This window comes from Staphylococcus edaphicus (genome assembly GCF_002614725.1).
GTDB classification, from domain to species: Bacteria; Bacillota; Bacilli; order Staphylococcales; family Staphylococcaceae; genus Staphylococcus; species Staphylococcus edaphicus.
Genome location: NZ_MRZN01000013.1, coordinates 22,617 through 35,988 on the forward strand (window position 1 = coordinate 22,617; position 13,372 = coordinate 35,988).

General features: G+C 33.9%; 11 protein-coding genes and 1 riboswitch. Of the genes, 5 read left to right on the plus strand and 6 right to left on the minus strand.

Annotation, left to right across the window (positions count from 1 at the left end):
• Positions 1 to 38: 38 nt before the first annotated feature.
• Positions 39 to 1,850, plus strand: coding sequence for an oligoendopeptidase F (gene pepF / locus BTJ66_RS08555; protein ID WP_099090550.1), 1,812 nt, complete (start codon positions 39 to 41; stop codon positions 1,848 to 1,850).
• 58 nt (positions 1,851 to 1,908) lie between these two features.
• Here the strand turns inward: pepF and phoU are convergent, their stop codons facing one another.
• The 6 genes from phoU to cvfB form a co-directional block, all read right to left on the minus strand.
• Positions 1,909 to 2,559, minus strand: coding sequence for a phosphate signaling complex protein PhoU (gene phoU, locus BTJ66_RS08560; protein WP_099090551.1), 651 nt, complete (start codon positions 2,557 to 2,559; stop codon positions 1,909 to 1,911).
• 7 nt (positions 2,560 to 2,566) lie between these two features.
• Positions 2,567 to 3,442, minus strand: a complete 876-nt coding sequence (gene pstB / locus BTJ66_RS08565) for a phosphate ABC transporter ATP-binding protein PstB (RefSeq protein WP_099090552.1) — start codon at positions 3,440 to 3,442, stop codon at positions 2,567 to 2,569.
• Between the two features lie 104 nt (positions 3,443 to 3,546).
• Positions 3,547 to 4,461 carry a phosphate ABC transporter permease PstA gene (pstA, locus tag BTJ66_RS08570; protein WP_099090553.1) on the minus strand — a complete coding sequence of 305 codons (915 nt, stop codon included), beginning with the start codon at positions 4,459 to 4,461 and terminating at the stop codon, positions 3,547 to 3,549.
• A gap of 1 nt (position 4,462) precedes the next feature.
• On the minus strand, positions 4,463 to 5,392 hold the full coding sequence (gene pstC / locus BTJ66_RS08575) for a phosphate ABC transporter permease subunit PstC (protein ID WP_099090554.1): 930 nt from the start codon (positions 5,390 to 5,392) through the stop codon (positions 4,463 to 4,465).
• Between the two features lie 122 nt (positions 5,393 to 5,514).
• Positions 5,515 to 6,471: a PstS family phosphate ABC transporter substrate-binding protein gene (locus tag BTJ66_RS08580; RefSeq protein WP_099090555.1), complete on the minus strand. Its 957-nt coding sequence runs from the start codon at positions 6,469 to 6,471 to the stop codon at positions 5,515 to 5,517.
• 418 nt (positions 6,472 to 6,889) lie between these two features.
• The gene (gene cvfB / locus BTJ66_RS08585; RefSeq protein ID WP_099090556.1) at positions 6,890 to 7,789 is read right to left on the minus strand and encodes an RNA-binding virulence regulatory protein CvfB; all 900 of its coding nucleotides are present in this window, start codon (positions 7,787 to 7,789) and stop codon (positions 6,890 to 6,892) included.
• 143 nt (positions 7,790 to 7,932) lie between these two features.
• Between cvfB and BTJ66_RS08590 the strand changes: the two genes are divergently transcribed.
• The 4 genes from BTJ66_RS08590 to BTJ66_RS08605 all read left to right on the plus strand — a co-directional run bounded on the left by BTJ66_RS08590 (position 7,933) and on the right by BTJ66_RS08605 (position 13,371).
• Positions 7,933 to 9,537: an ABC-F family ATP-binding cassette domain-containing protein gene (locus BTJ66_RS08590; protein WP_099090557.1), complete on the plus strand. Its 1,605-nt coding sequence runs from the start codon at positions 7,933 to 7,935 to the stop codon at positions 9,535 to 9,537.
• Between the two features lie 306 nt (positions 9,538 to 9,843).
• Positions 9,844 to 10,674 carry an aldo/keto reductase gene (locus BTJ66_RS08595; RefSeq protein ID WP_099090558.1) on the plus strand — a complete coding sequence of 277 codons (831 nt, stop codon included), beginning with the start codon at positions 9,844 to 9,846 and terminating at the stop codon, positions 10,672 to 10,674.
• 188 nt (positions 10,675 to 10,862) lie between these two features.
• Positions 10,863 to 11,041: riboswitch (Lysine riboswitch) on the plus strand.
• Positions 11,042 to 11,128: 87 nt separating this feature from the next.
• Positions 11,129 to 12,331, plus strand: a complete 1,203-nt coding sequence (locus BTJ66_RS08600; protein WP_099090559.1) for an aspartate kinase — start codon at positions 11,129 to 11,131, stop codon at positions 12,329 to 12,331.
• Positions 12,332 to 12,381: 50 nt separating this feature from the next.
• Positions 12,382 to 13,371 carry an aspartate-semialdehyde dehydrogenase gene (locus BTJ66_RS08605; protein ID WP_099090560.1) on the plus strand — a complete coding sequence of 330 codons (990 nt, stop codon included), beginning with the start codon at positions 12,382 to 12,384 and terminating at the stop codon, positions 13,369 to 13,371.
• Position 13,372 lies beyond the last annotated feature (1 nt).

A 13,372-nucleotide genomic window follows, 5' to 3' on the forward strand; every position in this document is an offset into this window, starting at 1 on the left:
ATTAAGGAAAACCTCAATTTATATTAAGGAGTGATTAAATGACTGAAACATTGCCGTTTAGAAATGATGTCCCATTAAATGAAACTTGGGATATCACAGACTTATTTACTTCAGATAAAGCATTTTATCAAGTATTGGAAGATACTTTAAATGATGCCAAAGCATTCAATAAGCAATTTACAGAACGATTGAATCATGCAGAGATGATAGAAGTTGCACTGAATGCTTATTCTGATATATTAATTCAGCTAGATCGTATGGCAAACTATGCTGAATTGAAGTTAAGTGTTAATACAGCAAATGAAGAGGCTCAAACATTAAATGCTAAATTTTCAACTTCATATGGAAAAATTGCAAGTGAATTATCTTTTGTAGAATCAGAGATACTAGAACTGTCAGATACAACGTTAGACGAATTAATAAAGACGTCTCAATATCCCCACTTTTTAACAAAAATTAAAGCTAAAAAAGCGTATAAATTATCTGCAGAAGTTGAGAAAGTATTAGCTAGTTTATCTCCCACTTTTGACAGCGTTTTCGATTTATATGGGACAACAAAAATGTTAGATATTGATTTTGAATCATTTGAGTACAATAACCAAACATATCCTTTAGATTACGCTACATTTGAAAATGAGTATGAAGATCATCCAGATAAAGGTTTTAGAGAAACGAGCTTTAAATATTTTAGCAATGCATTACGTAAATATCAGCATACTACAGCGGCTACTTATAATATGCAAGTACAACAAGAGAAAATAGAAGCTGATTTAAGAGGTTATGACTCAGTTATTGATTATTTATTACAAGAACAAGAAGTTACGCGTGAAATGTTTGATAGACAAATAGATGTCATCATGAGTGATTTAGCGCCTATCATGCAAAAATATGCTAAGCTAATCAAACATGTACATGGCCTTAATGTAATGGGATTTGAAGATTTAAAAGTATCAATAGATCCTAATTATGAGCCGGAAATTTCTATAGAATCATCAAAGCGATATATATTTGGTGCTTTAGAGGTACTTGGACAAGATTACTTGAAAATGGTCGAAGCAGCATATGATGACAGATGGATTGATTTTGCTCAAAATAAAGGAAAAGATACGGGAGCCTATTGCGCTAGTCCTTATGCATCACATTCCTACGTATTCATTTCTTGGACAGGAAAAATGACTGAAACATTTGTATTAGCCCATGAATTAGGCCATGCGGGACATTTTACCTTAGCTCAAGCAAATCAAAACTATTTAGAATCAGAAGCGTCAATGTACTTTGTAGAAGCACCTTCTACTATGAACGAAATGTTAATGTCCAACTATTTATTTAAAAATAGTAATGATCCGAAATTTAAACGTTGGGTTATCGGTTCAATAATTTCTAGAACATATTACCATAATATGGTAACTCATTTACTTGAGGCGGCCTATCAAAGAGAAGTTTACAAAAAAGTCGACCGCGGTGAGTCATTAACGGCGCCTGTTTTAAATCAAATTATGCTAGATGTGTATGGTCAATTCTTTGGTGATAGTGTGAAATTAACTGAAGGTACAGAGTTGACTTGGATGAGACAGCCACATTATTATATGGGCTTGTATTCTTACACATATTCTGCTGGTTTAACTATAGGTACAGTTATGTCTCAACGTATTCAAAGTGAAGGACAGCCAGCCGTAGATGCTTGGTTAGAAACGCTTAAAGCAGGTGGAAGTAAGTCCCCTGTTGAATTAGCTGATATAGCGGGCATTGATATTCGTACAGACGCCCCATTAAAATCAACAATTGGCTATATCGGTAGTCTTGTTGATGAATTAGAAAAATTAACCAGTGAAATTGAAGCAGATTTATAAAATTAAAAAGCACAGTGAGTTGAAAATAAAAATTTCGCGCTCACTGTGCTTTATTATATTATTTATTGTAAGATTCATAACGATTACCAGTTATAAAGAAATATATGTTTTCTGCAATGTTTGTAATGTGATCACCTATGCGTTCTAAGTGACGCGCTGCTAAGTGTGCTTGCCCTGCCACAAATGGGTCATTGTCAATTAAGTAGGTTGTATTAACAATATTTTTATACAAATCATCAATATCCTTATCTCGTTCGATAATTTCTTTTATAAGGGTAACGTCATTATTTTTAACTGCATCATTTAAATCTTTTAACATTAACAATGCTAATTTACCCATTGTATTAAGCCTTGTCAGTACGTAATGATCAATGATTTTTGCTCTTAATCTAATTTCAGCAATATTTGCAGCGTTATCACCTATACGCTCAAAATCAGATGCAATTTTTAATGCTGCCATCATCAATCTTAAATCGGTTGCAATGGGTTGCTGTTTCGTAATCAGCATAATAACTTTTTCATTAATTTCAGTTTCAAGTTCGTTTACAATTTTATCTCTGGCAATGGACTCTCTGGCAAAATTCCGATCCTCTTCACTTAACGATGTCAATGCAAATTCAATATTTTGATATACATGAAGACCAAGTCGACGTAAATCTTTTATTAAACCGTCGAGTTGGCCTTCATATTTTTGTCTGATTATAGCCATATATCGATCAACCGAAACGACCTGAGATATAATCTTCAGTTTGTTTATCAGAAGGATTAGAGAAGATTTTATCTGTATCATCGTATTCGTTCACATAGCCGTTAAGGAAGAATGCTGTCTTATCAGAAACACGAGCAGCTTGTTGCATGTTATGTGTAACGATAATGATTGAGTATTTTTCTTTTAATTCTTGAACAAGTTCTTCAACTTTTAATGTTGAAATTGGGTCTAGTGCAGATGTTGGTTCATCCATTAAGATAACATCTGGTTCAATTGCTAATGTACGTGCAATGCATACACGTTGCTGTTGCCCACCTGATAAACTATAGGCATTCGTGTCTAAGCGATCTTTCAACTCATCCCAAATTGCAGCACCGCGTAACGATTTTTCTACAATTTCATCTAACACTTTTTTATTTTTGATACCATGAATTTTTGGACCATAAGTGATATTATCATAAATTGATTTAGGGAACGGATTGGGTTGTTGAAATACCATTCCTACATTAGTTCTTAATTTTTCAACAGAATGTTTTTCGTCAAAAATATTCTGGTCACGATACATAATTTTACCAGCAGTTTTTACTGAAGGTACGAGTTCCACCATTCGATTTAAAGCTTTGATATAAGTTGATTTACCACAACCGGATGGTCCTATAATAGCAGTAACATTGTTTTCTAAAATATCTAAGTTAATGTTTTTAAGCGCGTGATTTTCACCGTACCATAAGTCTAAATTCTTTGTAGAATAAACAATTTTCTTTTCACTATCTGGAATAGTCTTTTCAGTGTGATTAGGTTCAATAGTTGAAATAGGTGTATCATTGCGGTCTGTATGTGCCTGTAAATCATCATTTTTGTCAATTATTTGTTTGTTAGCCATAATTAAAACTCCTTTTTTATAGAAGACTAGTAGTTATCGATTTAAAATAAATCGAATATTCCCAGTTTACTAGCCTAGGTTTAATGCTTTTTATAGATTATGAATTAGAATTTTTTGCTATATTTGTTTCTTAAGAAAATTGCAATTGCATTCATCAATAATAAGATAACTAGCAATACAATAATGCCTGCAGAAGCTACGTTTTGGAATTCTGCTTGTGGTAATTTCGCCCAGCTGTAAATTGCCATTGGTAATGCTTGGAATTGATCAAAGATACTTGAAGGCAATTGTAACAATACAGTTGGTATACCAATAAGAATGAGTGGTGCTGTCTCACCTAATGCACGAGATAATGCTAAAATAAAGCCAGTTAAAATACCTGGTATGGCAGCTGGTAATACGACACGTCTGATTGTTTGCCATTTATTACCACCTAGGCCGTACGATGCTTCTCTAACCGAATTAGGCACGGCTCTTATCGCTTCCTGACTAGCCACAATGATTACCGGTAAGATAAGTAATGACATTGTAAGTGCGGCAGCTAAGATAGAATTACCTAATGCTAACGATTCCACTCCCATACCTCTTACAAAAATAGTTAATCCTAGTAAACCGAATACGACTGATGGGACACCGGCTAAATTAGAGATGCTTACTTTTATAAAACTTGTGAATGCATTGTTTTTTGCGTATTCTTCTAAATAAATGGCTGTACCGACACCTAAAATTATAGAAATTGGAATAATCGTAACCATCAACCAAATTGTACCAATGAGTGCCCCCTTGACACCTGCCATGGATGGTGTAGATGATGAGAAACTTGTGAAGAATGATGGTGTTAAGTGACCGACCCCTTTGATTAAAGTATCAATAATCAATGCCGCTAAGACGAGCAATCCGATCATCGTACATGCAAAAAATGCCCATTTATTAAGCCTATTAACCGACAATCTCCCAGAGAGGTTCTTTTCAACAGTGTTTTGATCGACAAGTACTTTACTATTATTAGCTTCAGCCATATTAATACTCCTCTCTGAAACGTTTCGTAATCCAATGTGAAATTAAGTTCATAATTAATGTAAATAAGAATAATGTGAAACCTACAGCATAAATACTGTAATAAATGTCTGAACCGAATGTTGCATCCCCTGTTGCTACTTGTACGATATAACCAGTCATTGTTTGGATAGAGCCAGTTAAATCAAGTGATGCGGATGGTGTGCTCCCGGCAGCTAACGATACAATCATTGTTTCACCGATTGCACGAGATACAGCTAGTACAATGGAGGCCATGACACCAGAAGTTGCTGCAGGTAAGACTACTTTAGTAGCTACTTCAAATTTTGTTGCACCAAGTCCTAATGCGCCTTCACGCATCTTGTTTGGCACTGAAGACATTGCATCTTCACTCATACTAGAAATCAAAGGTATAATCATAACACCTACGACAATACCAGGACTGATAGAGTTGAAACTACCAAGTTCAGGGAAGATTGAGCGTAATAATGGTGTTACAAATGTCAGTGCGAAGAAACCAAATACAATTGTAGGAATACCGGATAATATTTCAAGAATTGGTTTGATAATACTTCTCGCTCTACTAGATGCATATTCACTTAAATAAAGTGCAGCACCTAAACCAAGTGGTACGGCTACAATAGTAGCAATGGCTGTAATCTTTAATGTCCCGAGAATTAATGCCCAAATACCATATTTAGGTGATGATGAGAATGGGTTCCATTCCATCGTTAAGAAAAAGTCTGCTAACGAAACACGTGTAAAGAACGTAATGGTTTCAGTCAACAATGTTATAACTATCCCAACAGTAGCTAATATAGAAAAGACGGCTATTAGGCCTAAGATAATAGGTGCAACTTTATCGCTTGCGCCATTCTTTTTAGCGTTATTTTTTGCTATCATTTCACTTACGGAGAGGTTATTATTCGCCATATGAATTCCTTCCTTCTTGTAAACTCCCAATTATTTAAAAAAGTTGGGCCTGGACATTAGAAGACAAAGTATCTAAGAAATCTAACTTTGTCCCCCAATTCCAGAATCCCAACCCTAAGCTATTATTTACTTTCTTCTTTATCTTCTTTTTTACTGTCTTTGCCAATAATATCTTTTAGTTTAGATTGTTGTTCATTGTAATCTTTCTTCGGTAATGCAACGAATCCAGCATCGTTAGCTGATTTACCTTTGTCTTCAAGAACAAACTTCATGAAGTCTTGGAATCCTTTGTTATCTTTAAGTTTTTTCTCATTAGTATAGATGTATAATGGTCTGCTTAAAGCATAAGAACCATCTTGGATTGTTTTCTTAGTAGGTTCAGTTGTTTGACCTTTGTCGTCTTTAATTTTAACTTCTTTTAATTTATCTTTATTTTGTTCATAGAAGTTATAACCGAAGTAACCGATACCTTCTTTGTTCTTTTCTACTGATTGAACAATTACGTTTGTATCAGCATTTTTCTCTGCTTTAATATCACCTTTGTCCATTACTTCTTCAGTGAAGAAATCGTAAGTACCATGTGATTGGTCAGGTGAGAAAGCTTTAATTTCTTTAGAAGGCCATTTAGGATTAACATCTTTCCACGTTTTAGCTTTACCTGAATATATTTCTTTAAGTTGATCTTTAGATAATTCGTTAACGAAATCATTATCTTTGCTGACAGCAATTGTTACACCGTCTTGCGCAATTTTGAACTCGTCATATTTAATCCCTTTATCATCTAATTTTTTCTTCTCTTCATCTTTTATTGGTCTAGATGCATTTGAAAAATCAGTACTACCTGAGATGAATTTTTCGAAACCGCCACCAGTACCAGCAGTACCATTTGATACAGTTACATCTTTATTATCTTTAGCAAATTTTTCGTTTAGTTTTTCAATGATTGGACCTACTGTTGATGAACCATCGCCTTTTACTTCTCCTCCGTCTTTACTTGAACCAGCATTACCGCCGCCACAAGCACCTAATAAAAGTGAAGCACCAATTGCTGTAGTACCAAATAATTGCCATTTTTTCATTGAAACATCCTCCTAATAAATGAATAACCCAAAAAGTTATATGTATTTCTTACAGTTCCTATACTACACGCCTTTTATTAAATACAAATATAGATAATGTAAATGTTTTGTTAAGGGATTATTATTATTGTTTACAATATTTATATTTGTAACATAATAAGATCGTTTTCTTAGCTAATTCCCTTTAAATCAATGTTTTACTATCGTTCTTATATTACAAAAATAGAACACATTCGCTACAGGCATATAAAAAAACCTGAAACTTACTACAAAAAAGTAGTATTTTCAGGTTTTAATATCGCGTACTGTATGATATTGGGTTATATGAACGCGTTAGAATTATAATCAATTAGTTAAATTATGATGTGAAATTTTAATGATATTATTTACAAAGTGCACAGTACTATAATAGAAGAAACTATTTTTCAATTCTTTCCCAGCCATGTTTGGTTAAAGTGATTTTACCACTTTCTATCGTGATAATTTTATTTTTATAAAGATGGCCAATGGCTCTTTTGAATGCACCTTTACTCATATTAAAAATTTCTTTAATTGCTTCTGGGCTTGATTTATCAGAAAAAGGTAACTCGCCTTCATATTCAACTAATAAATCAAATATGTGTTGTCCATCATCATCTAGTCTTTTATGAGCTAATGGTAAGAATGAACCGTTTAATTCGCCTTTTTCATTGTGGCCTATAATACGAACGCTTACATTCTCCCCTAATCTTGGTTCTTGTTTACGTTCTGATTCATGAACGAATATTTTATAACCATCTTTTGATAAGAGAAAACTACCAATTCTTAATAAGCGATACGGTCTCGCTTCGATAATTTGGTTCTGTTGTTCGTTATCAAATACAGGCGTATACATTTGTTCTACGATTGTTTCCGTTGCTAAACGAGCGAACATGTTGTTATCTCTATCTATACGTAAAGTAACAAATAATTCATCGCCTTGCACTGGCCAGACTTCTTTGACTTTTGGAAGGTCTTCCCATGGGATTAATACTTCTCTTGGTAAGCCTACATCAACATGCGCGCCATCTCTATCTGTTTTTAATACTTTTACAAAATCGTATTTATCCGTTGTTATATCTGGCATATTTTGAGTGGCAAATAATGCACCAGATCTATTTGGATAAACAAAGAAGCTATATTCTTCGCCTATTTGTAATTCATCATCGTCGCTAATTTCAGATTGGTTTAGTTTTACTTCTTCACCATTTGGTCCTTTTAATTTGTATGTGGATCCTTCTAATCCCATAACTTCAAGGAATTCTATTGAACCTACAATATCTTTTTCATCTTGGGCCATACTTTTCTCCTTCGTACTTATATTTATTCTTCTTTATTATAACATGCTATAGATAAACAAGCATCAGTCTAGCGCGAAAGCTCGAAAGTACTAGATAAGTGTGTTATAATTTGTGCGGTAGATTAACGAAAAGGAGTAAATGCATGTTACAAGTTACTGATGTAAGTTTACGATTTGGTGATCGTAAGCTATTTGAAGATGTAAATATTAAATTTACAGATGGCAATTGCTATGGATTGATTGGCGCAAATGGTGCAGGAAAATCAACGTTCTTGAAAATTTTATCTGGAGAATTAGATGCTCAAACGGGGCATGTATCTATGGGTAAAAACGAACGTCTAGCAGTATTAAAGCAAGATCACTTTGCATTTGAAGATGAACGTGTTATAGATGTAGTCATTAAAGGACATGAACGTTTATATGCTGTAATGAAAGAAAAAGATGAAATCTATATGAAGCCAGACTTCAGTGATGAAGATGGTATTAGAGCTGCTGAATTAGAAGGCGAGTTTGCAGAAATGGACGGGTGGAACGCGGAAGCAGATGCTGGTTCCCTACTTTCTGGACTTGGAATTAAAGCGGATTTACAAGATAAAACAATGTCAGAGTTAGAAAATAATCAAAAAGTAAAAGTGTTATTGGCACAAAGTCTTTTTGGCAAGCCAGACGTATTGCTACTAGATGAGCCTACCAATGGTTTAGATATTCCTGCGATTAGTTGGTTGGAAGATTTCTTAATTAATTTTGAAAATACAGTTATAGTAGTCTCTCACGATAGACACTTTTTAAACAACGTATGTACTCACATTGCTGACTTAGATTATGGAAAGATTAAAGTTTATGTTGGTAACTATGATTTTTGGTATCAATCTAGCCAATTAGCAATGAAAATGGCACAAGATCAAAATAAGAAAAAAGAAGAAAAAATTAAAGAGTTGCAAGATTTCGTCGCACGTTTCTCGGCTAATGCTTCTAAATCAAAACAAGCAACAAGTCGTAAAAAACAACTTGAAAAAATCGAACTTGATGATATTCAACCTTCATCACGTCGTTACCCATTCGTTAAGTTTACGCCAGAACGTGAAATTGGCAATGATTTATTATTTGTAGAAAACCTTTCAAAAACAATTGATGGTGTGAAAGTACTAGATAACATTTCATTTACGATGGATCCTAATGACAAAGCTGTATTAATTGGCGATAGTGAATTTGCTAAATCGACGTTATTAAAGATTCTGGCTGGTGAAATGGAACCTGATGAAGGTACAGTAAGATGGGGTGTTACTACTTCACGTAGCTACTTCCCTAAAGATAATTCAGCTTACTTTGAAGGTGTAGATATGAATTTAGTTGATTGGTTACGCCAATACGCACCTGAAGATGAACAAACTGAGACGTTCTTACGTGGTTTCTTGGGAAGAATGCTATTCAGTGGTGAAGAAGTTAAGAAAAAAGCAAGCGTCCTTTCAGGTGGAGAGAAAGTACGTTGTATGTTAAGTAAAATGATGCTATCAAGTGCAAACGTATTGTTATTAGATGAACCTACAAATCATTTAGACTTGGAAAGTATTACTGCAGTAAATGATGGATTAAAGAACTTCAAAGGTTCAATCATCTTTACTTCATATGATTTTGAGTTTATCAATACAATAGCAAATCGTGTCATTGATTTAAACCCTGCTGGTGCAGTTTCTAAAGAAATCTCATACGAAGCATATTTAGAAGAATCTGGTGTTTTATCTAAATAATCAGCAGTTTATTAAACTGGGAATTGGGCAAAAATCTAAACTTATTAAAAAGATTTTGTCGCCCCCCACGGCAAATATGACTAGAATTGAAAAATATAAACAGAGGCTGGGACGAACCAATGATGTCCTAGCCTCTGTTTTATTATCTAACACCTAACCTACTCTGGTTGATATTATTTTAGTATAAATTGATTGATGTACTGCGCCTTTTAATTATCTAACCAGCATTTTATAGGCCGATCGCTTTAAAAAGCATTTTTAGAATTATATAATCATAATTAATTAAATTATAGGAGGAATGTTTAAATGGACAATTTAAATATGCTTGATGGACAAGTAATACCCCAAATTGGATTTGGTACATATAAACTTAATGGGTCACATGGTGCCTTTGCCATTACAAATGCTTTGAATCAAGGTTATCGATTATTAGATACGGCATATAATTATGAAAACGAAGGCACTGTGGGTAAAGCTATTGAAAATAGTCATGTCACAAGAGATCAAGTAATTATAACTTCAAAATTACCTGGTCGTTATCATGACTATGATGCAGCTATGGTTGCCATCCAAGAATCCATTTATCGCTTAGGCGTTGATTATTTAGATTTATATTTAATTCATTGGCCTAATCCTAAGCAAGGGAAATTTGTAGAAGCATGGCAAGCTATGGTTGATGCTCAAAAATCTGGTCTTATTAAATCAATTGGAGTCTGTAACTTCTTACCTGAGCATATCGAAACATTAGAAAAAGAAACGGGAGTATTGCCTGTAGTTAACCAAATTGAATTACATCCATATTTTAATCAACAAGATATGGTTGCGTTCCATAATGAAAAAGGGATTATTACACAGGCATGGAGTCCATTAGGACGAGCTTCTGAGGTGATTAATGATAAGGACGTTGCAGTCATTGCTGAAAAATATAATAAAACGATTCCTCAAATTATACTGAAATGGCATGTACAAAACGGTGTCGTCCCTATCCCTAAGTCAACATCTATTGCACGACAAATTCAAAATAAAGATGTGTTTGATTTTACATTAGAACAACAAGATATCGATAAAATTAACAAATTGACACAACAAAATGGTCGATTAAAAGGTCAAGATCCAGCCACTTATGAAGAATTTTAAGGGATTGATTTATGTTTACAGTAAGGAAAAAGCACAATAGCACATCAAAAGTGTGTGATTTTACATTTCCGAGGTAAAAAGTATGTTTTAAATGTCATATTTTTCAGTAAATTTAAAAAATTAGTGAAAAGCGGTTTACAGTACATATATGCCTATGTATAATATGAAACATAAACAAAAATTAAATAAGTTTTTGATGAGGCGCATCAATCATTAGTAAAAATTAGAAGAACCTGACTGCTAGCAGCTAATTTTGAAAGGGTGAGATGCCGAAACAGTTATAATAGCAGCTTATAACACGTTGGACTTTATGGTTAAGAGCTAAGAGTCTGTCATTATTTTAAAATAATGGAGTGCATCACTTGTATATATATTATAGAACAGGTTCGCATTCCGGACTTGTTCTTTTTTATATTACTGTGATTCTCCCCTATTCAATGAGGAGGATATAGATTTGGAAAGAAGTGTTTTGAAGTTTGGAGGCTCTTCAGTTAGTGATTTTACTAAAATTAAAAATATAGCTGAGATGCTCAGTTTAAGAATTCAACAAGGAGAACAACTTATTGTGGTCGTAAGTGCTATGGGTAAAACGACTGATGAATTGATGGCAAATGTTTCAACATTAACGACTAGTCCAAAAGATCAGGAATTAGCACTCTTACTAACTACTGGAGAACAACAAACCGTTTCGTATTTATCAATGGTATTGAATGACATTGGGATTAATGCTAAAGCGATGACAGGTTATCAAGCTGGTATTAAAACAGTCGGTCATCATTTGAAAAGTCGCATAGCGGAAATTAATCCAAACACATTTGAACAGGCTTTTGAGGAAAATGATGTACTTGTTGTCGCGGGTTTCCAAGGGATTAATGATGCATTAGAGGTAACTACATTAGGACGTGGTGGTTCTGATACGACTGCCGTGGCGTTGGCAGCTAGTAATAATACACCATGTGAGATATATACAGATGTGGATGGCGTTTATGCTACGGACCCCCGCGTATATAAAAAAGCGAAACGTCTTGATTATGTATCTTATGAAGAAATGATGGAAATGAGTGCATTAGGTGCCGGAGTGTTAGAAACGAGAAGTGTTGAATTAGCAAATAACTATAATATCCCCCTATATTTAGGTAGAACTTTATCAAATGTGAAAGGAACTTGGATTATGTCTCAAACAGAAATTTTAGAGAAAAAAGCCGTCACGGGTGTTGCATTAGATACTCATATGATGCATGTTACAATTAGTTACCCCTTGCCTGATAATAAATTACTTACAGAATTGTTTAGTAAATTAGAAGAAGGTGCTGTGAATGTAGATATGATTTCTCAAATTGTTAATTTAGAAGGCTTGCAAATGTCTTTTACAATTAAGGACACAGATGTAGCACAGATTTCATCTATTCTAGACATATTAAAAGAAAGTTTTAGCGCTTTAGATTTTAAAATAAACGAGGACTACGTTAAACTTTCTCTAATTGGATCTGGTATGAGAGATATGTCAGGCGTTGCTTCAAAAGCATTTATTACCTTGATTGAAAATAATATATCGTTTTATCAAACAACAACATCAGAAATTAGTATTTCATGTGTGATTGATGCCAATAACGGTGAACGTGCTGTACAGACATTATATGAAGTGTTTGATATCTGAATTTTCATAATTTTTAAAATTAACTAAAATAAAAATGGAGTGTTTTGTATATGACTAGATTAGCAATTGCGGGTGCAACAGGTTTAGTAGGAAGAAAAATGTTAGAAACAATAGATAGAAAAGAAATTAACTTTGACGAATTAGTACTATTTTCATCAGCTAGATCAGCAGGAGAACAAATAACGTTTCAAGGTAAATCATACACAGTTCGTGAATTAACTGACGAAGCAGCGAGTGAAGCTTTTGACTATGTTTTAATGAGTGCAGGTGGCAGTACAAGTGAACATTATTCTCCTATTTTCGAACAAGCGGGTGCTATCGTCATTGACAATTCTAGTCAATGGAGAATGACTAAAGATATTGATTTAATTGTACCAGAGGTCAACGAACCAAAATTAGCAAGAAAAATCATTGCAAATCCTAACTGCTCTACAATTCAATCTGTAGTTCCATTGAAACCATTACAAGATACATTTGGATTGAAACGTGTTGCGTATACAACATATCAAGCAGTGTCGGGTTCAGGTGTGAAAGGTAAAGAAGATTTAGCAGAAGGTATAAATGGTAAAGAACCGGAAGCATATCCCCACCCTATTTATAACAATGTGTTACCACATATAGATACTTTCCTTGAAGACGGGTATACAAAAGAAGAACAAAAAATGATTGATGAAACGCGTAAAATTTTAAAAGATGATAATTTAAACGTGACAGCTACTTGTGTTCGAGTTCCTGTGCAAGATAGTCACAGCGTGCACATGAGCGTAACATTAGAAAAAGAAGCAACGGTTTCTGCCATTCAAGATTTGTTTGAACAAGATGAGCGTGTTGTACTCATTGACAATCCACAAAATAATGAATATCCATTAGCAATTCATTCTACAGGTAGAGATGAAATTTTTGTTGGACGTATTCGTAGAGATGACAGCTTAGATAATACGTTCCATGTATGGTGTACTTCTGACAACTTACTGAAAGGTGCAGCATTGAATGCAGTACAAATACTTGAACAAGTAATGAGCTTGAAAGGAGTAAAATAAT

Bases quoted from the DNA above. Each gene is read 5' to 3' on its own strand.
- pstC (WP_099090554.1), bottom strand. From the start codon at position 5,392: ATGGCGAATAATAACCTCTCCGTAAGTGAAATGATAGCAAAAAATAAC.
- phoU (WP_099090551.1), bottom strand. From the start codon at position 2,559: ATGGCTATAATCAGACAAAAATATGAAGGCCAACTCGACGGTTTAATA.
- pstB (WP_099090552.1), bottom strand. From the start codon at position 3,442: ATGGCTAACAAACAAATAATTGACAAAAATGATGATTTACAGGCACAT.
- BTJ66_RS08595 (WP_099090558.1), top strand. From the start codon at position 9,844: ATGGACAATTTAAATATGCTTGATGGACAAGTAATACCCCAAATTGGA.
- pepF (WP_099090550.1), top strand. From the start codon at position 39: ATGACTGAAACATTGCCGTTTAGAAATGATGTCCCATTAAATGAAACT.
- BTJ66_RS08605 (WP_099090560.1), top strand. From the start codon at position 12,382: ATGACTAGATTAGCAATTGCGGGTGCAACAGGTTTAGTAGGAAGAAAA.
- cvfB (WP_099090556.1), bottom strand. From the start codon at position 7,789: ATGGCCCAAGATGAAAAAGATATTGTAGGTTCAATAGAATTCCTTGAA.
- BTJ66_RS08580 (WP_099090555.1), bottom strand. From the start codon at position 6,471: ATGAAAAAATGGCAATTATTTGGTACTACAGCAATTGGTGCTTCACTT.
- pstA (WP_099090553.1), bottom strand. From the start codon at position 4,461: ATGGCTGAAGCTAATAATAGTAAAGTACTTGTCGATCAAAACACTGTT.
- BTJ66_RS08590 (WP_099090557.1), top strand. From the start codon at position 7,933: ATGTTACAAGTTACTGATGTAAGTTTACGATTTGGTGATCGTAAGCTA.